Origin of the sequence: Bradyrhizobium sp. IC4059, from assembly GCF_020193615.1 — a bacterium.
Classification (GTDB): domain Bacteria; phylum Pseudomonadota; class Alphaproteobacteria; order Rhizobiales; family Xanthobacteraceae; genus Bradyrhizobium; species Bradyrhizobium yuanmingense.
The window spans coordinates 63,973-86,825 of sequence record NZ_JADYVH010000002.1 but is presented as its reverse complement, the minus strand read 5'-3'; the positions used below and the strand labels follow the sequence as shown (position 1 = coordinate 86,825).

Genomic DNA, 22,853 nt, shown 5'->3' with positions numbered 1-22,853 from the left:
CAGAACAAGGGGACGGCGTTCTCAATGACGAGCGACATCGCAGCCATTCTTGCGATCGATGGGATCGCCACCGGCGCAGTCTACGCGCTGGTGGCAATCGGGACGGTCCTCATCTTCACGGTGACACGGGTCATCTTCATTCCCTTTGGCGACATCGCCGCCTTCACCGCGCTGACGCTGGCGGCGCTCGACGCGAAGCGCTTTCCCGGCACGGGCGCGCTGGTCGTCATCCTCGCGTGCCTCGCAACCCTGATCGAAATCATCTCGCTGCTGCGCAACGGCGAGCGTCGGCTGGTTCCGCGCGCGCTCTTCTTCTACCTCGCGTTGCCACTGGCCGTGGTTGGCCTCGCCTGGCTGACCATGCGCGCCGAGCCGCCGCTCGCCATCAGGCTCGTGCTGGCCTTGATGCTGATCACCCCCATCTCCCCGCTGCTGGACCGGATCGTCTTCCGTCCCATTGCGGACGGAACGGTGCTGCTGCTCCTGACCGTTTCCGTCGCCCTGCACTTCGCGCTGGTCGGCCTTGGGCTGCTCTTCTTCGGTCCCGAGGGTGTCAGGACCGAGCCGCTGACGTCATTGTCGACCGAACTTGCGGGCGTGCTGATCTCGGGCCAGACCATGCTGATCGTGATCGCAGCCCTCGTCTTCTCTGGCCTGCTCTATCTCTTCTTCGACTTCACGCTGGTCGGTAAATCGCTCCGCGCGACGGCCGTGAACCGGACCGGCTCCCGCCTGATGGGCATACGTCCCGCCCGCGCCGGCACCATCGCCTATCTCCTGGGCTCGCTGATGGCCGGCGTCTCCGGAATCCTGATCGCGCCCGTCAACACCATATTCTACGATTCCGGCTTCCTGCTCGGCCTCAAGGCCTTCGTCGGCGCCATCGTCGGCGGCATGACGAGCTATCCCGGCGCGGCCATCGGCGCGGTCGGCGTCGGTATCCTCGAAAGCTTCGCATCCTTCGAGAGCAGCGCGCTGAAGGATGTCATCGTGTTCTCGCTTCTGATCCCGATCCTGATCTGGCGATCCCTCGCCTCGCTGCATTCCGAGGAGGAGATCGAGGAATGACGCGCCTTCACGTTCAGCTCGCGGCGGTGGCGGCGGTAGCGTGCCTTGCGCTCGCGCCATTCGTCCTCAACCCCTTCAGCATCACGCTGATGAACTATATCGGCATCTATTCGCTGGTCGCGATCGGCCTTGCCCTGCTCACCGGCGTCGGCGGCATCGTCTCCTTCGGACAGGCCGCCTTCGTCGGCGTCGCGGCTTATGCCACGGCCTGGGTCTCTGCTCTGAATGGATATTCCCCGTGGCTCGGCCTCGTGTTCGGGGTGGCGCTGACCTGCGGTGTCGCGACCGTCCTCGGCGTCGTCACCTTGCGGCTCCAGGGGCATTTCCTGTCGCTCTCGACCGTCGCCTGGGGGCTCGCCATCGGCTTCCTGTTCGGCAATGTCGAGGGACTCGGGCGCTTCAACGGCATCTCGTCGATCCCGCCGATCAGTATCGGATCGTTCGCGCTCGTCTCGAGCGCCCAGATCTATTTCCTGATCTGGGGCATCGTCGTCGTGGTGCTTTTCCTCGGATACAATCTCCTGGACTCCCGGGTCGGCCGCGCCATGCGCGCGCTGCGCGGCGGCAATATCCTGGTCGAAAGCCTCGGCATCAACGCCTTCCGGATCAAGCTCGTGACCTTCGTGATCGCGGCCTTCCTCGCCTCGCTCTCCGGCTGGCTCTACGCCCATATGAGCCGCTTCATCAGCCCGGGCCCGTTCGATGCCGGCATGGGCATCGAATATCTGATGATGTCGATGGTCGGCGGCGCCGGCAGCCTGCTCGGCGGCGTCGTGGGCGCCGCTATCGTCACCTTGCTCAAGAACAGCGTGCAGGACTATCTGCCGCTGATCGCCAAGGGCGCGTCCGGCCAGCTCGAGATCGTCGCCTTCTCCGCGCTGTTCATCCTGTTCCTGCAATGGGCGCGGCAGGGCATCGTGCCGTTCGTCGCGCGCTACTTACCGAAGATCAAGCGCGAACGGCCGCCAGCCGCCCCGCCCCTGCCCCGCCGTCCCCAGCCGAAACCGGGCGAACTGCTTCTGAAGGTCGACGGCGCCGAGCGGCGGTTCGGCGGTCTCGTCGCGGTCAACAATGTCAGCTTCGAAGTCCGCTCCGGCGAGATCCTCGCCGTCATCGGCCCGAACGGCGCCGGCAAGAGCACGATGTTCAACTGCCTGACGGGCGCGCTCAGGGTCAACAAGGGCGAGATCGTCTTTGCCGGACGCGCCATCACGCGCGATCCCCAATCCCGCATCGCCAAGGACGGCATCGCCAGGACCTTCCAGCATGTGAAGCTGCGGCCGCGCATGAGCCTGCTCGAAAACGTCATGCTCGGCACCTACGCGCGCACCAGCACGGGCCTGTTCGCCGGCGCCCTGCGCCTCAACCAGCGCGAGGAAGCCAGCACCCGGCACGAGGCCTTGAAGCAGCTCGAACGCGTCGGGCTCGGCGACAAGCCGTTCGAGCTCGCGGGCAATCTGCCGCTCGGCAACCAGCGCATCCTGGAGATCGCGCGCGCGCTCGCCGCAGACCCGGCGCTGCTGGTGCTGGACGAGCCGGCCGCTGGCCTGCGCCGCCAGGAGAAGCTCAGGCTTGCGGAGCTGCTCCGCTCGCTGCGGTCGGACCATCTGACCATCCTGATCGTCGAACATGACATGGAGTTCGTGATGTCGCTGGTCGACCGCATCGTCGTGCTCGACTTCGGCTCCAAGCTCTGCGAGGGCGCGCCCGCCGCGATCCGGAGCGACGAACGGGTTCAAGAGGCCTATCTCGGAGGCGTCGCGTGAGCGAGATGTTTTCCATGACGGATGTGACCGTCTGCTACGACAATGTCGAAGCGGTCCGCAACGTCTCGCTGTCGGTCGAGGAAGGCCAGATCGTTACCGTGATCGGCCCGAACGGCGCCGGCAAGACCACGCTGCTGATGGCTGCCATCGGGCTGCTCGCCTCCCGCGGCCGCCTCGTCTTTCAGGGCAACGACATCGGCAGGATGTCCGTCGAGGACCGCGTCGAGCGCCGGCTGTGCCTCGTGCCGGAGAAGCGCGAGCTGTTCTCCGACATGTCGGTGGCCGACAATCTCCTGCTCGGCTCCTACAGCCTGCGCGACCGCTCGGGCGTCCAGAAGACGCTGGACGAGGTCTATGATCGCTTTCCGCGCCTGAAGGAGCGGCAGCGCCAGGCCGCCGGCACCCTCTCCGGCGGCGAGCGCCAGATGCTGGCGCTCGGGCGCGCGCTGATGGCCAAGCCGAAGCTGCTCATGCTCGACGAGCCGAGCCTCGGCCTCGCACCGCTGATCGTGCGCGAGATCTTCCGCACCATCGCCTCGCTGCGCGATCTCGGCGTCTCGATCCTGCTGGTCGAGCAGAACGCCCGCGCCGCGCTGGAGACGGCCGACTACGGCTATGTGCTCGAGACCGGCGAGATCGTGCAGTCCGGCCCCGCCAAGGATCTCATCCACGATCCCCGGCTGATCACGGCCTATCTCGGCGGACATTAGCGCCGGCCTGGATCAGGCCCCGCTCGCTGAAAACACAAAACGTCGAAAACAACCCCATGCACAGTAGCCGGTGACAGCGATTTCAATGACTTGGCGGCTTCATTGGCCAGCCTTGCGGATTTTACGAATCCAGGTTGATCCGTCGGGCAAAACAGGGGCATAATGCCATCATCGACGCTCCTGGATGCCGACGGCTTCAACAGCCAACCTGGACTGCCGTTTTCATAGGTCACTGCAAGACGCGCCGATAGTCTGAATCCCGTGCGACGCCAATTCTCCAACGCTCTCGCCAATCTGGGGCGTGGACTCATAACGCGCGGCCCGCCATAGCCGGATAGATGCGAGTTCGACGAAGGCGGGGTAATTTCCCGGAATCCTGTGACTTACATCACCTTATTCAAGTAACCCCCTCCGATCGTGCGCCTCACGTCGCGCCGATTTTGAACTCCCCCGCTTTGCGTAGCCACCAACGGCTACTCTGAACTCGAACTCCATAGGGAGGAAACCATGATTGCCAAGACGCTGTTCGTCGGACTTCTTACAGTCGGATTTCTCTCTGCATCTTTCGCAGTTGATGCAGAAGCAGAACCAACTCGTTTCCAGCAAGTGAAAAACGTGGGAACTAGCCAGAGTGGTGCCCGGGCGGGCTCCATGGATAACTGGCCGCAGACGATGGACGAACTGAACAACGCCTACAATTGTGGTCCGTATGCGGACAAAGAGTCGGCCAAGAAGTGCAAGAAGTAAGCGCGTTTTTTGATCGCTCCAGTGCTGCTGAAGGGGTCAGCTACACGCTGGCCCTTTCTTTTCGGGCAATAACTCCGTGGCGGCCGCACGGCGCTACGCAAGGACCCGGCTTTCGATTTCGCCGCGCTCGATCGTCAGCGTCACGTCGGCGAAGGTCTCGAGCAGCTTCGGGTTCGACTCCGTGATCAGAAGGGTAATGTCCCGGTCATGCGAACGAAGCCGACGCAGCGCCTCGGCATACCTCTGCGCCAGCACGGGGGCGAGACCCTGGAACGGCTCGTCCAGAATGACGAGGCGGGTGCCCAGCATCAGGGCGCGCCCGAGGGCGACCATCTTGCCTTGGCCGCCCGAGACGGAGCCCGCCGGGCGACCCGCCAGTTCCTCGAGCTCCGGCAGGACGGAGTAGGCTCGCTCCAGCCGCCGGCGCGCCTCTTCCGCGCTAAGTTTCGCGACGCGAGCGGGCAAAAGAATGTTTTCTTCCACCGTAAAGGCCGAGAAGAGACGACGGTCCTCGGGGGCGTAGCCGATGCCTAAGAAGGGCCGTCGGTGCGGAGGAACATGCCCCAAGTCCTGACCGCCTAGGCGCACGGTACCGCTCGCCTTCGTGAAGCCCATGATGGTCCGTACCGTCGTGGTTTTGCCGGCGCCGTTTCGCCCGATGAGCGCGGCGGTCGCGCCCGGTGGCAGCGAGAAACTGACGCTGCGCAGCACCGGCGCATCGGCGATCGCGACGTTGACGTTCTCGAAGTCCAGCATCGCCGTCATATGCCGATCACCTGTTCGCGGACCTTGGGATCGGCCAGAACCTCCGCGGGCGTGCCGACCTTTTGGATCTTCCCGACGTTCCACACCGCGACTCGATGGGCATAGCGCTCTACCATGTCCATGTCGTGCTCGACGAAGACCGAAGTCACCTTCTCCTTGGCGAGCGCGGACGTCAGGATGTCCATGATCTCCAGCTTCTCGGCGGAGGCGACGCCCGAGGTGGGCTCGTCCATCAGCAGCAGTCTGGGCTTCAGCGCGAGCGCCAGAGCGATGTCGACCAGCTTGCGTTGTCCCTCGGGAAGCTCCCTCGCCTTGCGAGACGCGTACGACTTGACGCCGACGAGATCCAGAAGGCGCTCCATTTCAGGCAGCTCAGGCAGGGCGGAAAGAGCCGTGAAGCCGGAAGGGCTTCCCAGCCGCGAGGCCGCGGCGATCAGCATGTTCTCCATCACAGTCTGATCAAGAAAAAGCTGCGGTATCTGAAAGGCCCGCGCGATGCCGAGCTTGGTGATCGTGCGCGGGAGCTGCGCAGTGATTTCCTGCCCGAGGAAGGTGATGCTTCCGGCCTGCGGCCGCAGATAGCCCGTCGAGATGTTGAGGAAGGTGGTCTTTCCGGCGCCGTTCGGTCCGATGATCGCGAGGTTCTCGCCTTGGAGCACGTCCAGATCGATACCGTCGGCGGCGACGACGCCACCGAACCGAATCTTGATGCCCTTCGCGGAAAGGAGGACGTTGGTCATCAATGTCCTCCCTGCTTCGCCTGGCCGTAGCGCTGCCTGAGACCTATCAGTCCGTTAGGCGCATAGAGAATGATGACGATCAAGACCACGCCGAGGATCAGCTGCCAGGTGTCGGCCAGGTGGGCCGCAGCATAGAAGCGCACGCACTCGAACATCGCCGCGCCGGCGAATGCTCCGAAAGAGTGGGCGCTGCCGCCGAGGATCGCGATAAAGACGAACTCGCCCGACTTCGTCCAGAACCCGAACTCGGGCGTGGCGATCTGCTGGATGATCGCCACCAGCGTGCCGCCGATGCCGCCGAGAAAAGCCGAGATCACGTAGCCTATCAGAAGCACGCGCCGTGCGGACGTCCCGAGGTACTCGAGCCGCGTCTCGTTCGATTTGATGGCACGCAGCATGTGTCCGAGCGGGCTATCGAGATAGCGTTGCACGCCGTAGAAGGCGACGACCGCGATCAAGAGGCTCACGTAAAGAATGACGTACTGGAAGGTTTCGGGCGTAAACGACAGCCCCAACAGGGCCGGACGAGGGACCCGGATGCCGTCGGCGCCGTTGGTGTAATGAAACATCTTCTCCAGCAGCGACCACAGCACCATCGAAAACGCCAGATTCAGCATTCCGAAAAAGATTTCCCGGTAGCGCACGACGAAGAGCCCGACGAGGAGGCCGAAGACCGCGGAGGTTATGCCGCCCAGCGCGATAAAGAGCACGATGTCGCCGCCACCGACGTACTTGCCCCAGAACGCCGCGGTATATGCCCCGGTAGCGAAGAACATTGCATGTCCGAACGACACCTGTCCCGCCTGCAGCAGAAGAATGATACCGAGAACGACGATGCCCTTCGCTAGGATCAACGCGAACAGGGTTGCCCAGCTCGCTACAAAAAGGGGCGCGACGGCGCTGGCCAGAAAGAAGATGGTCGCGATCGTGGTGACCGGCTTGATGCGACCGCTCATCATATTTTCCTTACCTGCACGGCGCCGAACAGACCGAACGGACGCACCAGAAGCACCAGCACCATCAGCAGATAGGGAACGAGAACTTCGAATTCCGGCTGGAGATAGATCACGAAGGCACGGGTCAGGCCGATCATCAGCGCGGTGAGCGCGGTGCCCTCGATCTGGCCGAGACCCGCGGTCGCAGCGACGGCAAAGGAAAGCACGATCATATCGGCGCCCATACCGGGGACCAGCGAGGTGGTCGGCGAGGCCAGCGCTCCTCCCAACGCGGCCAGACTCGCGCCGATGACGAAGGTGACGAAATATACGCGTTTTGCGTCAATCCCGATGGCCGTCGATGCTTCGCGGTCCTCCGTGACCGCAAGGATCACCGCTCCCGACAGCGTCCTGCGCAGGAAGTAGCGGAGCCCGAACAGCGTCGCCAATGCGACGCCGGGCAGCAGAATGACCTGGTATGACGTGTAGCTGACGCCGAACACGGCGATGTTGGGAAGTAGTCTCAACGGCTCCGCGGCGAAGATGGGCTGCACGCCCCAGATCAGACGCTGCAGGTTGTCCATGATCATGAAGGCCGCGAAAGTGATCAGAAGCTGGAGGACGTCCTCCTGTCCGGAGAGCGGTCGCAACAGAAACCGTTCGATGAAACCGCCGCACACGACGCCGATCACGATGGAGGCGGCCAGCAGCGCGGGATAGGTGAGCCAAGGCGAGATCGGCGCGATTGCAAGGCTGAACGTCGCAGCCAGGTAGGCGCCGAACGCGTACAGCGAACCGTGCGCGACGTTGACCACGCGCAGCACGCCGAAAATCAGGCTGAGCCCGACCGAGACCAAGAACACCAGTGCGGCGTAGCTGATCCCATCGAGGATCGCCAAGATAGCGAGTGTCGAGTTCATGATGGCCTTCGGAAAAGGTCCGTCCTCCGGGACGGGCTCGGAGGACGGGGATCAAAAGTTCAGCGCGCCGTTACTGAGCTTTGAAGGTCGGCACGTCCATCTTGACGAAGTCCGGCTTGAGCGTCTTGAGCCACTCAACCGATCGTACGCCCGCCGGGTTGGTGATCACCTTCGGATCGAAGATCATCATGTTGTCGAGCAGCTTGAAGTCGTACCCCGGAACGGATTTGGTGACGCCGACCAGCTGAGCTTCGAGACCCTGGTTGTCCTCGGGCCGCAGCGTAATCGGACGGCCGAAGCCGGTCGCGAACTCGATGCCCGCCGTCGCGTCGACGACCTGTTCGCGCGTGGGCCAGTTGCCGCCGTTGGACTTGATCGCCTTGTCGTAGGCCGTCTGCAGGGCCTTGAACGCCTGCGCCATGTGATAGACCGGGTAGATCGGCCATGCACCGGTCTTCGCCTTGAAGGCTTCATTGAACGCCTTGAAGGCCGCGTCGTTCTTCTTCTCGGGATGCAGGAACCAGTGGTCTCCGCGCGCGCCGACGATCAGGCCTTCAGGCAAGTCCTTGCCCAACCGCTGGATCGATGATTCGCCGATCCCGAGCACGAAGGTCGACTGCTGCAACAGGCCGCGCTGACCGGCCTGGCGGACGAGCGTGTCGAGATCTCCGCCCCAAGACGTGGTCAGAACCACATCCGGCCGCAGGGCCAACAGACGGGAGACTTCAGTGGAGTAATCCGGCGCGCCGAACTTCGGGAAGAGCTCCGCGACGACTTGCACGTCCGGCTTCATCGCCTTGAGCGCCGTCGAAAAGATTTCCCAGCTCTCCCGCCCCCATGCATAATCCTGATTGACCACCGCGATCGTCTTAAAGTCGGGCTTGGTCTTGAGCAGGTAAAGGAGCACGGCCAGCATTTCCGGCGTGCCGTTCGCCTGAGTCCGGAAATTGTACCGGTACTTCTTGGTTTCGAGGATGGAGGCCGCACCGCAGTCCCACATGAAATTCATGACTTTGAGGTCTTCGGCGACGGGCACCAACTGAGTGCAGCTTCCCGACGAGATCGAAGCAAACGTGGCATCGACCTTTTCGTCCTGCACCACGCGTCGGTAGTTCGAGACGAGCGCTTCGCCTCCCGCGCCTTCGTCGATGAAGGAGAGCTTGACCGGCACGCCGCCGATGCCGCCCTTCTTGTTGAGGTCCTCCGCGATCATCTCCGCCGCGGCCTTCGCCGGCACACCGAAGACTGACGCAGGGCCCGACAGGAACGTCGTGATGCCGATTTTGAGCTCCGACGGCTTGTTCTGCGCAAGCGAGGTGCCCGTAAAGGCCGCAACTACAAGCCCGGCCGCAACCGCAGCCTTGAGAAATTTCATTGAAAATCCTCCCTGTTTTATTGTTGCGCCCGGTTTCAGCCGCCGTGCGCTTCTTCTTGCAACAACGCTACTATAATTGTCGCGTGTTGCCAGCCCTCTTCTGTCATTCGCGAGCCCACGAACCCGGTTCGACGCCGTCGCCCATTTTGTCGGCTGCGCATCGATTGGAACGGACAAGGGCCCCAAATGGTCGATGCCTCGAATTCCAGCGTGCGAAAAAACAAACACCGACCGCGCTTTGCGCTTTGGGCCCATCGCGACATACTGCGCCGCCGCACGAACTCGGTCGCTATAGGGAGTAAAGCAGACGTTGCTTTTGGCCGCATCACGCCGCCGGGTTATGGGTACACGGCCTGGGACCTCGCCGCCACCACCCTAGTCAGCATCGGAAAATGCTTGTTGCCGCCTGCGAATGGCGGGAATTTCACGAAGTCGGCACGCATGTGCTTGATCACGTCGGAGCCGAGTGCGTGCGCGAGGGCTGGCGGGCTGTCGAACACCAGCTTGTTGCGTTGCATGTGCTCGACGCGCCGCGACGGCAGCCGGTCGACCCAGTCGATGCGGGTGTAGATCTCGATCTGGCGGACGTTCGGGAAGGTCCGCATGATCGACGGGTGGTGCTCCAGATAATGCCGGTTCCAAGCGTTCATATCCTCGGCCGGGCCGGGATAGTGCACGAGGTAACTGCACGGGGTGGTCGTTCCCGCCGGATGCTCTGCGACATCGACCGGAAACGGGCGCGTCAGCATCACCTGGTGTGCGACATCGAGTCCGGTGAGGCCGGATAGCCCGGCCCCTGTTGCGAGGCTGGCGAGGACGCCGCCGCGGTCCATTGCCGCCTCGCAGGCGAACAGGTCGGGAAACCGGAGTTGAAGCGCAAAGGCGGGGCCGGTGCCGTCGGCCTTGTAAGGATGGTCGACCGACTGTTCCAGCGGCGTGAACAGCAGGGCCTCGGTCATATCGGGGATCGATCCGACGAGCTCCGCCACAGCGGCAACCTCATCGGGACGGAGTCGCCGTTCGCCCGTGGAATCGGAGAATGTCATGAACAGCGAGATCATGCGGGCGTTGCCTCGGTCCCCTCGCCCGCGCTCACATGCGCCATCAGTGCGACGCGAATGTCATCGGGCCATGGGATCGCATGATGATCGACCAGCGAGGTCGCAGCAAGGATCTGGCGCGCGCGCCAGCGCGGGCCATTCGCGCCGGAGATGACATGCTCGAGATGAAGAGATGACCCACCGACCCTGATGATGCGCAGCTTGAATGTCAGGAGATCGCCGAACATCGACGGCCGGGAGAAATCGCAGTTCAGGTGCACCGTGGGCGTTCCGATCTTTCGGACCGCGATCAGCTCCGGCCATGGAAAGCCGATCCGCGCCCAGAAATCTTCGACGACGCCGTTGAGAATGTTCAAATAGGACGGGAAGTACGCGATCCCCGAGGGATCGCAGTCTCCGAACCTGAGCACGCGATCGAACGAAAAATTCGTCATCAGATCGCAACGACGGGGTGGCGGATGACGCCGACGCCGTCGACGCCGGCCTCGACCACGTCACCCGGCCAAAGCCATTCCTGCGGGCTCATGCCGGCGCCGACGCCTTCAGGCGTACCGGTCGCGATGATGTCGCCCGGCTCGAGCGTCATGCCCGACGAAATGTCCGATATCAGCACCGGAATGTCGAAGATCATATATTTGGTGTTGGAGTCCTGCTTCGTGACCCCGTTCTTGGTCAGCCACAGCCGCAGATCGTGCGGATCGGCAATCTCGTCCGCAGTCACGATGCAGGGGCCGAACGGCGCATAAGTGTCCATGCCCTTGGAGAAAATCCACTGTCCGGCGCGGCGATTGTCGCGCGCGGAAATGTCGATCATCACCGAATAGCCGAAGACGTGGTCCATCGCCTTGTCGGCCGCGATGCGCGTTGCGGTCTTGCCGATAATGACGGCGAGCTCGACCTCCCAGTCGAGCTGCTGCGTCATCTTCGCATTGTGCTGGATCGCCGCGCCCGGGCCGATCACGGAGGTCGGCGGCTTGGAGAAGACGACCGGTTGCTTCGGCAGGTCCTTGTCCGTATCCAGGCTCTTGGCGGATTCCGCCACATGCGCCCGGTAGTTCAGCCCGATGCCGAAGATGTTTTTCCGCGGCCGCGGGATCGGCGCCTGCAGCTTGACATCCTCGACCGCAACCGCCGAGCCGGCCGGGAAGCGGCCATCGGCGTCCGCCAGTGCGTCCTTAAGCGCAGGCAGCAGGGTCACGCTGTTGTCGATGAACGACAGCATATCACCCGGCCATGTCACGCCGCTGGACGCACCAAGGTGCTCGACATCGACGACCAGTCCATTGACGAGGGCTCCAAGACGGGCACCGCTGGAGCCCAAGGTGTAGGTGACGAGACGCATGAAGGCTTTTATCCGGCTGTTCTGGTTGAATTCTGCAAGGGCATGTCAGGCGGCAACCGACTGATAACCGCCATTGTCGCCATAGGCCTCTTCCCGATAGAGCCCGAGGCCCTCGATGACGGGCAGGTCGTTGAAGCAGAACAGGCAGGCATCCTCGCTCGCTGAGGCATTGCCATGCTCGTGCCAGGCCCAGGACGGAACGCAGAAGATGTCGCGCTCCTCCCATTCGAGCCGCTTGCCGCCGATGATCGAATAGCCGCGTCCCTTGGCCACCTGGTAAATGAAGCTGCCGGTGTGCCGATGCGACTTGGTCTTCTCGCCGGGGCGCAGCAGCTGCATGCTCGCACCGATGGTCTGCATCACGTGCCCGCCGGTAACCGGGTTGACGTAGTTCATGAGGATGCCGTCATAGGGCGAGCCATCGGTCGCGGCCGCATATTTCTGCAAGGACTCGTAGGTCGGCTCCCACTCATATTTGAACATCGGCGAATAACCCTTCGACCAGCGCGAGTCCGCCGGCCGAAGACCGGGATTGCCCCAGGTCCGGGTCATGTCGTCCACGGGATAGCCGGACGGCTCCTGCTGGATGTTCGGATGCACGACGAAGAAATTGGCTTCCAGCGCGTTGACGAGCGGGATGTCCAGGCCGTCCTGCCAGATGCAGACCGAGCCGTTGCCTTCGACGCCATGCTCGTGCCAGGTGCCGTTCGGCGTCAGCACGAAATCCCGCGCGCCCAGCGTCATCTTGTGACCGTCGACGATGGTGTAGGCGCCCGCGCCCTCCATGATGAAGCGTAGCGCCGAGGCCGAGTGGGCATGGGCCGTGGCGACCTCGCCGGGATGCATCACCTGCAATCCGGAATAGAGCCAGCCGACCGCGGCCGACACGTCGCGCCGCCCGGGATTGTTGAGATAGATCACGCGCCGCCCGGCTTTCTCGGGCGAGACCAGCTCGACCGAGCGCAGCACGTGCTCGCGCAGATCCTTGTAGCGCCAGAGCACGGGAACCGAGGCCGATTGCGGCGCCCACGGCTCGATCTTGTTGGCGACGGTCCAGAGCGCTCCGGCTTCGTACCTTTCGAGATCCTTGTAATAGGCCTCGAGCTCGGGCGTGTCCTCGACATTGGCCCGGCCGATCACGTTCTCGCGCATCCTATCCTCCAAGTCCTGTCTTATGATCCCGCACCCTCAAGCGAACCGGCCCGTCATTCCGATCGACCTGGAATCGACGAGAAGCCCGCCTGCTCTTGGCCGGCGACGGCTTCCGCCTCTGTCAGACCGAGCGGCGTCTGCGGACGACGGTTGACCCGCAGATCGAAAATGTCGAACCGGTTATAGTGCCCGACGATGTCGTGCATCTGCTTCGGCTGGATGCAGCGCTCGAGGTCGATGTCGGCATAGACGATGCCTTCGTCGTCGATCAAGGGATCGCCGACCACGCGCCCGTCCGGACCGATGATACCGGAGAATGCGCTCGACTTCCGTTGCAGACGTGCGCGTGCGTCGGGAACGACGGTCTCCATCGCCGCGATGATCTCTTCCGACACGGTCGAGCAGGAGACGATCGTGAAGATCTTGCCTTCGAAGGAGTGGGCAATCGCGCGCAATTTGATCGCCTCCGCCATGTCATAGTCAGGGGGCGCGACGGGAAGCGAGATATAGCTGGCGACGTGCACGAGCTCGCCCTGCCCGAGCAGCGCAAAGCGCGCGAGCGTGTTGGTGTTCTCGCCGCAGGCCAGGCCTCCGAGACGCCCGATCTCGGTATCATAGACGCGCAGGCTCGACCCGTCACCGCCCGTCCAGGTCAGCTTCTCTGCCCAGGTCGGCACCAGCTTGCGATGCTTGCCGAGCAAGGCGCCGTCAGGACCGATGAAAACCAGCGTATTGTAGATCGCGCCGAGCGAGACCGGGCTGCGCTCGTTCACGCCGAGCACGACGTGGCATCCCGTATCGCGCGCGGCCTTGCGGACGATTTCGACCTCCGGCCCCGGCACCAGCACCGACGCCTTGGCGAGCTTCTCGAACCATGCACTGCCGGTGACGGGATCGGCGATCCAGTTCCAATAAGGATAGCCGGGAACGAACACTTCGGGGAACGCGACGAGCTTCGCCCCGTTGGCTGCGGCCTCACGGACCAGTGAAGCCGCCTTCTCCGCGGTCGCGCTTGCGTTGAGATAGACTGGTGAAGCCTGGACGGCGGCAGCTTTAAAGCGAGGCAGCATCAGCATCGGCCCTACCCTGTCGCTGGCTCATGACCGCCTTGTCGGAGAGAGCATCCGCAAGCGTGATAGCATGGCGCGGCGTTGACTTACTTCACATGTAAACGTATGCTATCGCATATTTCTGGAGGGTGCAATGGCTGAACGGTCTTTTGCTCGCGAGGTCGAGGATCTCAGGCTCGGCGATGGCGACACGTTCCGCGGCGAAGGCATCCTCGCCATCACCAAGGCGCTGCTGCAATCGGGGGTCGCCTATGTCGGCGGCTATCAGGGCTCGCCGATCTCGCACCTGATGGACGTGCTGGCCGACGCCAAGGACGTGCTCGACGATCTCGGCGTCGTATTCCAGAGCTCGGCCAACGAAGCCGCCGCCGCGGCGATGCTGTCGGCATCGGTGATGTATCCCCTGCGCGGCGCGGTGGCGTGGAAGTCGACCGTCGGGACCAACGTCGCCTCCGACGCCCTTGCCAACCTCGCCTCGGGCGGTGTCACCGGCGGCACCATGATCATCGTCGGCGAGGACTATGGCGAAGGCTCCTCCATCATGCAGGAGCGTACCCACGCCTTCGCGATGAAGTCGCAGATGTGGCTGCTCGATCCTCGCCCAGAGCATGAATGCATCGTCAATCTGATCGAGAAAGGCTTCGAGCTCTCCGAGTTCTCCAACACGCCGGTCATGCTGGAGGTGCGCGTGCGCGCCTGCCACATGCACGGCAGCTTCGCCTGCAAGGACAATGTCAGGCCGGCGCACACCATCAAGGACGCGCTCAACAATCCCAAGCGTGACGTCAACCGCATCGTGCTGCCGCCGGCGGCCTATGAGCACGAGCAGGAGAAGATCAAGACGCGGATGCCCGCGGCCATCGGATTCATTCGGGACAACAAGCTGAATGAGTGGATGGGGCCGAAGCAGGGCAAGGTCGGCATCATCATGCAGGGCGGCATGTACAACAACGTCATCCGCGCGCTGCAATATCTCGGGCTGTCGGATGCCTATGGCAACACGCAGATCCCGCTCTACATCATGAACGTCACCTACCCCGTGATCGACACCGAGGTCGCTGAATTCTGCATCGATAAGGAGGCCGTTCTCATCGTCGAGGAAGGCCAGCCGGAATATCTGGAGCAGGCGATCAATACGGTCTTGCGCCGCAAGGACATCCAGGCGCGCGTCCACGGCAAGGACGTGCTGCCGATGGGCGGCGACTACACCGCTCAGGTGCTGCTCGGCGGCGTCAGGGAATTCCTGGAGAAGACCGAGCCGCGGCTGCTCGGCAACCGGCCGCCGGCGCCGGACGCAGCGCCCGTGCTCAATCACCCCGCGGTCGAGAAGCTCAAGCAGGTGGTGCCGGCGCGCCCGCCCGGGCTGTGCACCGGCTGCCCGGAACGGCCGATCTTCGCCGCCATGAAGCTGGTCGAGGAAGAGCTCGGCCAGCACCACGTCTCCGCGGACATCGGCTGCCATCTGTTCTCGATCCTCCCGCCGTTCAACATCGGCGCGACCACGATGGGCTTCGGCCTCGGCCCAGCCTCGACCTCCGCCTTCAACGTCAAGGCGGACAAGCGGTCGATCGCGGTGATGGGCGACGGCGGCTTCTGGCACAATGGACTGACCAGCGGCATCGGCAATGCCGTGTTCAACAAGCATGACGGCGTGTTCGTCATCGTCGACAATTACTACACCTCGGCGACGGGCGGTCAGGACATCCTGTCGTCACGCGCGGTCAACAAGCGCCGCAAGACCAACAACTCGATCGTGCAGGCGGTGAAGGGCATCGGCGGCCAGTGGGTGCGCCAGCTCGACCGCACCTACGACGTCGGCAAGATGCGCGACACGCTGAAGGAAGCGCTGACGACGAAAGAGGAAGGCCCGAAGGTCATCGTCGCTTCCTCCGAATGCATGCTGAACAAGCAGCGGCGCGTGAAGCCGCAGATCAACAAGGCGATCAAGGACGGGACGCGCATCGTCAAGGAGCGCTTTGGCGTCGACGAAGACGTCTGCACCGGCGACCATGCCTGCATCCGCCTCTCCGGCTGCCCGTCACTGTCGGTGAAGCAGCTCGACGACCCCTTGCGCGACGATCCGGTCGCGGCGATCGATAATTCCTGCGTCGGCTGCGGCAATTGCGGCGAGGTTTCCGAGGCCGCCGTGCTCTGCCCCTCGTTCTATCGAGCCGACGTCATCCATAATCCGACGCGCTGGGACATGTTCAAATCCAGGGTCGCCATGAGCGTGATCGGCTGGCTGCAGCGTCGGCGCGACCGCCGTCGGCCGGCGCTCGAGGCACTGGCATGAGGGACGAGACGGTCCGGCTGGCCCTCCCCGCCGCAGGCGAAGCGACGGAGCGGCCGATCTCGATCGCGATTGTCGCGATGGGCGGCCAGGGCGGCGGCGTCCTGACGGACTGGATCGTTCAGCTCGCCGAGAACCATGGCTGGGTCGCGCAGTCCACCTCGGTGCCCGGCGTCGCCCAGCGCACCGGCGCCACCATCTACTATATCGAGGCGATGCCGCCGCTCGACGGCCGCAAACCGATCCTGTCGCTGATGCCCACCCCCGGCGACGTCGACGTGGTGATGGCGGCGGAATTCATGGAAGCCGGTCGATCGATCCTGCGCGGCCTCGTGACGCCGGATCGCACCACGCTGATCGCGTCCAACCACCGCTCGTTCGCGATCGGCGAGAAGATCGCGCCGGGCAACGGCATCGCCTACGGCGGCGCCGTGACCGGCGCCATCGGCATTGCGGCGAAGACCGAGATCATCTTCGATCTGAACGCGCTGGCGATCGCGCATGGCAGCGTCATCTCGGCCGCGATGTTCGGCGCGCTCGCAGGCGCAGGCGTGCTGCCGTTCAGCCGCGACAGCTATCTCGACGTCATCCGCAGCGGCGGCAAAGGCGCCAAGGCCAGCGTCGAGACGTTCGAGGCCGCCTTCGAGCGGGTCAAGACCGGCCCGACCGAAGTTGCGGCGCCCGCGCCAGCCAAACCGGCCGACAATATCCCCTCTTCTACGACGCCCGATCCGCAGCTTGGCGAGCTCGTCGCAAGATTGAATCGGGAGCTGCCCCAGCCTGCACTCGGCATGGCTCGCGCAGGCTTGCGGAAGGTCATCGACTTCCAGGACCTCGCCTATGGCGGCGAATATCTCGACATCCTCAAGAGGTTGCACGCAGCCGACCGAAACGCCGGCGGTGACGCACATGCCTATGCCTTCACGGAAGCCGCGGCAAAGTACCTCGCCAACGCCATGACCTATGACGACGTCATCCGCGTCGCCGACCTCAAGACGCGCGCCGGCCGCCGCGCGCGCATCGAGAGCGAGCTCGAGATGTCGAACGGACAGGTGCTCCAGACCACCGAGTTCATGCATCCCCGCATGGAGGAAGTGATGGGCATGCTGCCGGCAGGCTTCGGCCGCTGGCTCGGCGCGCGTCCGCGCCTGCTCGGCTGGCTCGATCGCCGCGTCAACCGGGGACGCCGGGTGCGAACCTACTCGCTGCCCTGGTTCCTGGCCCTCTATGTCGTCGGCGGAATGCGCGGCCTGCGCCGCCGCTCGCTGCGTCACGCCATCGAGACCGCGCACCGGGATTCATGGCTCAAGGCCGCGACCGAGGCGGTCGGCACCAATTACCAGCTCGGTGTCGAGATCCTGCAATGCCGACGCCTCGTCAAAGGCTATTCAGACACCCACAGCCGGGGGCTGTCGAAATTCGACAGGACGCTCGCGGCGATCAAGCTGGTGGAGCGCCGCGAGGATGCCGCCGACTGGGCGCGCCGCCTGCGCGAGGCCGCGCTGAAGGACAGCGCCGGAACGGCGCTCGACGGCGTGATCCAGACCATAAAGACTTTCGCATGATTCCACGGGCGCCGGACGCAGGATTGGATTGCCGTTCGCTCCGCAGGAGGTCAGGATCAGACCGCTTGACTACGATTCTCAGGTTGTTAATCGGAGCGAACGACCCGCAGTAATTCCCTTCACTCGACGAGACATTCTGTACTCGATGGTCATGCGATGCCGGCAGCACTCAAGGAGAACGTTGTTCCCGTCCCTGGGCAGATCGAAACCCGGCTCTGGCTCCAATTGCTGTCGCTGCATGGTGAGCTGTTCGCGTCGCTGAATTCGATGCTCAATTCGGAGTTCGGCCTGTCGCTGGCAAAATTCGACGTGCTGGCCCAGCTCGATCGTTACCGGGAGGGCCTCGCGCTCGGACAATTGTCGCAAAACCTGAAGGTGACCGGCGGCAATGTCTCGGGGCTGGTGCAACGTCTTCTCGCCGACGACCTCATCAGCAGGGAGATGTCGAGCGAGGACCGGCGGTCCTTCATCGTGCGCCTGACGCCGAAAGGCGAAGCGCTGTTCCGGCAGGCGGCCGAAATCCACAAGAAGCATCTCGCCAGACGGCTCGAGAACGTCCCGGCCCGGGAGCTGGACACCGCGCTGTCCGTGCTGAAATCGCTTTCCTCGAAACTTCATACCGAGAGCAAGAAGCAAAGTCGCAAGAGATAATGGCCAGAGAATCCAAGAGCAGATGGAAGTCGGGTCCGCCGAGGACGAGGGACCAGCTGCAAACCTATATTCCGTATCTGTTCAACCGGCTCGCCAATCGCTGGAACCTGGATCAGAACCGCGATTTGAGCGAGCACGGCATCAACAATGTCGTGTTCCGGACGCTGTCGGTGCTGTTCATCTACAAGACCCTCACGGTCAACGAGGTCGCCGTTCTCGCGGTGACCGAGCAGTCGACGGCGAGCCGCATGGTCGAGTCCATGGTGTCGTCGGGCCTCGTCAAGCGCGAGATCGCCGAGGAGGACCAGCGCCGCCGCGTCGTCGGCCTGACGCCGGAGGGCGAAGCGCTGCTGCGCAAGATCTGGCCGATCATGGCGAACAATTACGACAGGCTGGTCGCGGGCATCGAGCCCGACGACATCGAGGTCTGCGCGCGCGTGCTGGCCAAGATGGTCGAGAATATCCGCCAGAACCAGATCTAGAGCGCGCGCGTCAAGGCCCGAGGCCGACGAGGCTGGTACCGCCGCAGACATAGAGCACCTGGCCGGTGACGAAATCGGAGTGCTCGTCGAGGAAGAACGAGATTGCGTGCGCGACGTCCTCGCGCGAGCCGAGCCGCCCGACCGGAACGTTGCGCGCCATCCGCTCCTGCTGCTCGGAGCCCTTCGGGATGATGCCCCAGAAATTATCGGTCAGGATCGGTCCCGGCGCGACGACATTCACGGTGATGCCGCTCGCGGCAAGCTCCAGCGCCCAGGTCCTTGCCATGCCGTGCACGCCGGCCTTGGTGGCCGAATAGGCCGAGCGCGTCACTGCCCCCATCGCGGCGCGCGAAGAGACGAACACGATGCGCCCGAAGCGGCGCGCACGCATCCCTTCCAGCGCCGCCTGGGTCAGGAGCATCGGCGCGCCCAGATGCAACTGCGCCAGCATCAATATGTCTTCCGGCTTGGCGTCGGGCAGCAGGTTCGGCAGGATGACCCCGGCATTGTGGACCAGGCTGTCGACGGCGTGATCCCGGCAGATCTCCTGCGCGATCGCACGCGTCTGTTCGATATTGGTGAGGTCGGCGCGATAGGCCGCGAGCAGATCATGTGTCCAGCCGGGCTGCTCGAGCCCGACCGAGACCACGCGCTGCCCGCGCGCGACGAGCTTCTTCGCCAGGGCCTCGCCGATCCCCGAATTGCCGCCGGTGATGAGGGTGGTGCGGATCTCGCTCATGATCAGACCTTCTTTGATCAGACCTTCTTGATCAGACTTGCCGCTTCTTGAGGTCGCGCAGGTCGAAGAACGCGCCCTCGCCCATCAGCTTCCCGACGAAATCCTTCAACCCGCCGCGCTGGATCTTCTCGGTCGCGGTCAGCGGCAGGCTGTCGGCGAAGCAGATCCAGCCCGGCGCCTTGTAATAGGCCATCTGCTCGAGGCTCCAGCGCACGATCTCTTCGGCGAGCGCGCGGTCCGCGCCGGCCTTCTCAGTGATGATGACCGCCGCAACCTCGTCGCCGCGCACCTGGTCCGGCGTCGCCGCAACCGCGGCTTGCCGGATCGCGGGATGCCGGTTGAGGACGGATTCGACCTCGACCGCTGCAATGTTCTCGCCGGAGCGACGGATCACGTTTTTCTTGCGATCGACGAAGTGCAGGTCGCCGTCCGCATCGCGCGACACGATATCGCCAGTGTGCAGCCAGCCGCCGGCCCACGCCTCGATGGTGGCAGCCTCGTTCTTGAGATATTCGCGGAAGAAGCCGTAGCGCGGATCAGCGCCGGCGCGCCGCACCAACAGCTCGCCGGGCACATCGAGGGGGGCATCATTGCCGCTGTCATCAACGATCCGAACCTCGATCTCGGGGGCCGGGCGACCAAAACAGCTGGTGCCGATCTTGCGCGGCTCGACATTGGCGGCGATGACGCCGCCGCTGCCGGTCTCGGTCATCGCCCAGGCCTCCAGCAGCGGAAAGCCGAAGCGCTGCTCGAACGTGGCATGCAGCAGCTTGTCGACGCCGGCGCCGAAGCCGAAGCGTACGCTGTGCGCGCGGTCCAGCTCCGATGGCGGCGCGCTCATCAGCATCGAGGGCATGACGCCGAGATAATGCAGGCAGGTGGCACGGCTGTCGCGCACCGAGGCCCACCAGCTGCGCGGGTGGAAGCGATCGAGCATGGTCAGGCAGCCGCCGACCGACAGCATCGCCATCAGAGACACCGCCATCGCGTTCATGTGGAACAGCGGCAGCGGCGTGATCATCCGCTCGCCGTTCGGCTTGAGGTCGATCAGCCCGCCGACGTCGCGATACCAGTTTCCGGAATGCAGGAAATAGGTGTTGGTGAGCACGCAGCCCTTGGGCTGGCCCGTCGTCCCCGACGTATAGAGCAGCGCGCATTCGCTTCCCTCGCTTGCCGCGGTCAAGGGCCGCGCACCGCCGAAGGGTGCGGGAACGTCGTCCTGATCGTCCACGACAGGGATTGGCCTGCCGGCCTGACGCGCGGCCAGCTCCACCTCCTCGCGCCGTTCGGTGAGGACGAACGCAGCATTCATCTCGGAATGCCCGATGATGTATTCGAGCTCGCTGAGACGGAGGTCCGGATTGATCGGCACCACCGAGACGCCGAGCGCATTGAGCGCGAACCACAGCTCGATGAAGACGGGCCTGTTCTGGAGCAGCAGCCCGACCCGGTGGCCTTCGCCGTAGCCGCGGCTCGCGAACGCCGCGCGACGGCGCTCGACCCGGTCGAGCATCGCGCGGTAGGAAATCTCGCCCGCCGCGATGCCGTAGATGCCTGCGGTCTCCGGCAGCACGTTGAGGAAACCCGCCTCGCCGCGGCGGAGCGCGGTCTCTTGAAAACGGGCATGGACACTGGTCGCAGCGGTCAAGGCAGTCTCACATGAAAAGCTGGATGTTGCCGAACGGCGCATCGAAATTGACGAGATCGACGCGCTTGAGCTTGATCTTCAGGGCATCGCCGACCTGCACGAGCTCGTGCGAGGCCCATCCCGAATAGCGCTCCAGCATATCGCCGCGCGTCTCGGTGTAGATGTAGGAGGTCCGGGCCTTGAACATTCCGGCAGCAGGATCGCACGCGACGATCCGCGGTGCCTGGAGCAGATGATGGCAACGGCTCTTCGGCTTCTGGCTGAAGGTGCGCTCGCCGGCGAGCCGCTCGACCCGCACCTTCAGGAGCAGCAGATCCTCGTACATCAGGGACGGCTGCAGCACCGGATCCTGCTGCTGCCATTCCAGCGGCATCCAATAACGCCCTTCGGAGTGAAACAGATCGAGCCAGGCCTGCCACTCCATGGTGTCGAGCAGCTCCGCCTCGCGATAGATGAAGTCCGTGATGGTCTTCTCGCCGATCATTCCGCAGCCTCGATGCGCTTGTCCATGTCCATGGTGATGAATTTCGCCCAGGCGTGAAACTGGTTGCGCATCTGCCGCTCGGACGTGCCGTTGATCACCGCCGTGACGTCCTGCTCTTCATGGCCGTCGTAGAGCCGCCGCAGATTGACCCATTGATTGCCGTTGGACTTCAGTCCTTCCTGCGCCCGCTCGTACATTTCGAGGTCGTCGTGCCCGACAATCGACGTCGGCGCGTTGATGAAGCGGTTGTACATCAATGCGCGCTCGTAGAGCTTGTCGGGCGCGCCGACCAGGCGATAGACCCAGCTCTCGACCAGCGTCTTGTCGACCGCGATCGGGATGAAATTGCGCAGGATCTGGACAGCACCTTTCACCATGATGTTCGGGAAGTAGACGGTGTTGTGCCTGACTTCGCCAAGGATCTCATGCGCGCGCTGCTCGCCGTAGGCTGCGACCATCTGGTCGAGATAGCCCGGGATATCAGAGTAGTTCGAATGGATGGAGTTGGCGACGCCGGTGTGGCCGTGGCCGTTCGGCCAGATCCGGATGCCGCTCTGCTCGTAGAACTCGTACGGGCTCATGAAGGGACCGTAGAGCTGTACCGCCATCGGTGTTTCCGTGGAATCGCCCTGCTCGCGCTTCCAGACCTTGACCGCGGTGCCGGCCGAGCTCTCGTGCGCCACCATCGGATGGCAGGTGTCGGTCTGGTTCTCGACCAGCATCTTCCAATTGCACGTGTGCATGTAACGGATCGGCGTCGCCTGGACCGCGAGCTTCCCCTCCGGCGAGCGGTCGACCATGTTGTCGATGGTCGAGAGACTTTCGCCGAAATAATCCTCGAAGGAGACGCCTGAAACGCTCAGGCGAGCGAAGATGAAATCGCGGTAGATGACGACGTTCCTGACCTTCGACAAGCCCTCATTCGCCTGGGTGTCGCCGAAGCCGGTGCCCTCGTAGCCCTTCTTCAGCGGGATCGCGAGCAGGGAGCCGTCGGTCTTGAAAGACCATGCGTGATAGGGGCAGCGGAAGAACTTTCCGGTGTTGCCGCAGGGTTCGGACGCGATCTTCACGCCTTTGTGCGGGCAGCGATTGTAGAACACATGGATGGACCCGTCGGTATGGCGGCTGGCCATGACCGGCTGCCGGCCGATATTGGCCGTGATGAAATCGCCGGGTTTTGCAAGTTGACTGGCATGGCCGACATAGACCCAGCTGTTGGGAAACAGATGCTCCATCTCGAGCTCGAAGATCTCGGGGTCGACATAGACGTCGCGATGCACCTCGGCCTCGCGCACCAGCGCCGCAATCGCACGGGCATTCCCGCCGTATCTTTTCATGGCGTC

At 63.7% G+C, this 22,853-nt stretch carries 22 protein-coding genes and 1 pseudogene; 8 read left to right on the top strand and 15 right to left on the bottom strand.

Going from position 1 to position 22,853, the window contains the following annotated elements; genetic code table 11:
* Positions 1-24: 24 nt before the first annotated feature.
* Genes I6F12_RS06400 through I6F12_RS06390 form a run of 3 tightly spaced genes read left to right on the top strand, consistent with a single transcriptional unit; the run spans position 25 to position 3,544 of the window.
* A complete protein-coding gene (locus I6F12_RS06400; RefSeq protein ID WP_225155801.1) occupies positions 25-1,068 on the top strand; it encodes a branched-chain amino acid ABC transporter permease in 1,044 nt (347 codons plus the stop codon).
* Positions 1,065-2,834: a branched-chain amino acid ABC transporter ATP-binding protein/permease gene (locus I6F12_RS06395; protein ID WP_225155800.1), complete on the top strand. Its 1,770-nt coding sequence runs from the start codon at positions 1,065-1,067 to the stop codon at positions 2,832-2,834. Before I6F12_RS06400 ends, I6F12_RS06395 begins: the two co-directional genes overlap by 4 nt.
* On the top strand, positions 2,831-3,544 hold the full coding sequence (locus I6F12_RS06390) for an ABC transporter ATP-binding protein (protein ID WP_109144179.1): 714 nt from the start codon (positions 2,831-2,833) through the stop codon (positions 3,542-3,544). Before I6F12_RS06395 ends, I6F12_RS06390 begins: the two co-directional genes overlap by 4 nt.
* 297 nt (positions 3,545-3,841) lie before the next feature.
* Here the strand turns inward: I6F12_RS06390 and I6F12_RS06385 are convergent.
* Positions 3,842-3,922 (bottom strand): annotated as a pseudogene (locus tag I6F12_RS06385) (IS5/IS1182 family transposase); the annotation flags it as partial.
* Positions 3,923-4,051: 129 nt separating this feature from the next.
* Here I6F12_RS06385 and I6F12_RS06380 point away from each other — a divergent pair.
* Positions 4,052-4,291 carry a hypothetical protein gene (locus I6F12_RS06380; protein ID WP_225155799.1) on the top strand — a complete coding sequence of 80 codons (240 nt, stop codon included), beginning with the start codon at positions 4,052-4,054 and terminating at the stop codon, positions 4,289-4,291.
* A gap of 93 nt (positions 4,292-4,384) precedes the next feature.
* Here the strand turns inward: I6F12_RS06380 and I6F12_RS06375 are convergent, their stop codons facing one another.
* The 10 genes from I6F12_RS06375 to I6F12_RS06330 all read right to left on the bottom strand — a co-directional run bounded on the left by I6F12_RS06375 (position 4,385) and on the right by I6F12_RS06330 (position 13,657).
* Positions 4,385-5,056: an ATP-binding cassette domain-containing protein gene (locus tag I6F12_RS06375; RefSeq protein ID WP_225155798.1), complete on the bottom strand. Its 672-nt coding sequence runs from the start codon at positions 5,054-5,056 to the stop codon at positions 4,385-4,387.
* Positions 5,053-5,796: an ABC transporter ATP-binding protein gene (locus I6F12_RS06370; protein WP_225112763.1), complete on the bottom strand. Its 744-nt coding sequence runs from the start codon at positions 5,794-5,796 to the stop codon at positions 5,053-5,055. Before I6F12_RS06370 ends, I6F12_RS06375 begins: the two co-directional genes overlap by 4 nt.
* A complete protein-coding gene (locus tag I6F12_RS06365) occupies positions 5,796-6,752 on the bottom strand; it encodes a branched-chain amino acid ABC transporter permease (protein ID WP_225155797.1) in 957 nt (318 codons plus the stop codon). Before I6F12_RS06365 ends, I6F12_RS06370 begins: the two co-directional genes overlap by 1 nt.
* Positions 6,752-7,651, bottom strand: coding sequence for a branched-chain amino acid ABC transporter permease (locus tag I6F12_RS06360; RefSeq protein WP_036013410.1), 900 nt, complete (start codon positions 7,649-7,651; stop codon positions 6,752-6,754). The genes I6F12_RS06365 and I6F12_RS06360 overlap by 1 nt, the downstream gene beginning before the upstream one ends.
* 70 nt (positions 7,652-7,721) lie before the next feature.
* On the bottom strand, positions 7,722-9,281 hold the full coding sequence (locus I6F12_RS06355; protein WP_225155796.1) for an ABC transporter substrate-binding protein: 1,560 nt from the start codon (positions 9,279-9,281) through the stop codon (positions 7,722-7,724).
* Between the two features lie 83 nt (positions 9,282-9,364).
* Positions 9,365-10,087, bottom strand: coding sequence for a hypothetical protein (locus I6F12_RS06350; RefSeq protein WP_225155795.1), 723 nt, complete (start codon positions 10,085-10,087; stop codon positions 9,365-9,367).
* Positions 10,084-10,521 carry a thioesterase family protein gene (locus I6F12_RS06345; protein ID WP_225155794.1) on the bottom strand — a complete coding sequence of 146 codons (438 nt, stop codon included), beginning with the start codon at positions 10,519-10,521 and terminating at the stop codon, positions 10,084-10,086. Before I6F12_RS06345 ends, I6F12_RS06350 begins: the two co-directional genes overlap by 4 nt.
* Positions 10,521-11,429 carry a fumarylacetoacetate hydrolase family protein gene (locus tag I6F12_RS06340; RefSeq protein WP_036013397.1) on the bottom strand — a complete coding sequence of 303 codons (909 nt, stop codon included), beginning with the start codon at positions 11,427-11,429 and terminating at the stop codon, positions 10,521-10,523. Before I6F12_RS06340 ends, I6F12_RS06345 begins: the two co-directional genes overlap by 1 nt.
* Before the next feature lie 45 nt (positions 11,430-11,474).
* Positions 11,475-12,581 (bottom strand): cupin domain-containing protein, encoded by a 1,107-nt coding sequence (locus tag I6F12_RS06335; RefSeq protein ID WP_109144189.1) that lies wholly within the window; start codon positions 12,579-12,581, stop codon positions 11,475-11,477.
* 53 nt (positions 12,582-12,634) lie between these two features.
* Positions 12,635-13,657: a carbon-nitrogen hydrolase family protein gene (locus tag I6F12_RS06330; protein WP_225155793.1), complete on the bottom strand. Its 1,023-nt coding sequence runs from the start codon at positions 13,655-13,657 to the stop codon at positions 12,635-12,637.
* Positions 13,658-13,784: 127 nt separating this feature from the next.
* Here I6F12_RS06330 and I6F12_RS06325 point away from each other — a divergent pair, with 127 nt between their 5' ends.
* The 4 genes from I6F12_RS06325 to I6F12_RS06310 all read left to right on the top strand — a co-directional run bounded on the left by I6F12_RS06325 (position 13,785) and on the right by I6F12_RS06310 (position 18,639).
* On the top strand, positions 13,785-15,944 hold the full coding sequence (locus I6F12_RS06325; RefSeq protein WP_225155792.1) for an indolepyruvate ferredoxin oxidoreductase subunit alpha: 2,160 nt from the start codon (positions 13,785-13,787) through the stop codon (positions 15,942-15,944).
* Positions 15,941-17,506: an indolepyruvate oxidoreductase subunit beta family protein gene (locus I6F12_RS06320; protein ID WP_225155791.1), complete on the top strand. Its 1,566-nt coding sequence runs from the start codon at positions 15,941-15,943 to the stop codon at positions 17,504-17,506. Before I6F12_RS06325 ends, I6F12_RS06320 begins: the two co-directional genes overlap by 4 nt.
* A 156-nt stretch (positions 17,507-17,662) precedes the next feature.
* On the top strand, positions 17,663-18,157 hold the full coding sequence (locus I6F12_RS06315; protein ID WP_225155790.1) for a MarR family transcriptional regulator: 495 nt from the start codon (positions 17,663-17,665) through the stop codon (positions 18,155-18,157).
* A complete protein-coding gene (locus I6F12_RS06310; RefSeq protein WP_036023816.1) occupies positions 18,157-18,639 on the top strand; it encodes a MarR family winged helix-turn-helix transcriptional regulator in 483 nt (160 codons plus the stop codon). The genes I6F12_RS06315 and I6F12_RS06310 overlap by 1 nt, the downstream gene beginning before the upstream one ends.
* Positions 18,640-18,649: 10 nt before the next feature.
* Here I6F12_RS06310 and I6F12_RS06305 read toward each other — a convergent pair whose 3' ends face one another.
* From I6F12_RS06305 to I6F12_RS06290, 4 genes are read right to left on the bottom strand one after another with little or no spacing between them, the layout of a single operon-like run.
* Positions 18,650-19,378 (bottom strand): SDR family oxidoreductase, encoded by a 729-nt coding sequence (locus I6F12_RS06305; RefSeq protein WP_225155789.1) that lies wholly within the window; start codon positions 19,376-19,378, stop codon positions 18,650-18,652.
* A gap of 31 nt (positions 19,379-19,409) precedes the next feature.
* Positions 19,410-21,026 carry an ATP-dependent acyl-CoA ligase gene (locus I6F12_RS06300; RefSeq protein ID WP_225155788.1) on the bottom strand — a complete coding sequence of 539 codons (1,617 nt, stop codon included), beginning with the start codon at positions 21,024-21,026 and terminating at the stop codon, positions 19,410-19,412.
* A gap of 7 nt (positions 21,027-21,033) precedes the next feature.
* Positions 21,034-21,510 (bottom strand): aromatic-ring-hydroxylating dioxygenase subunit beta, encoded by a 477-nt coding sequence (locus I6F12_RS06295; protein WP_225155787.1) that lies wholly within the window; start codon positions 21,508-21,510, stop codon positions 21,034-21,036.
* On the bottom strand, positions 21,507-22,847 hold the full coding sequence (locus I6F12_RS06290; RefSeq protein ID WP_225155786.1) for a Rieske 2Fe-2S domain-containing protein: 1,341 nt from the start codon (positions 22,845-22,847) through the stop codon (positions 21,507-21,509). The genes I6F12_RS06295 and I6F12_RS06290 overlap by 4 nt, the downstream gene beginning before the upstream one ends.
* Between the last annotated feature and the right edge of the window lie 6 nt (positions 22,848-22,853).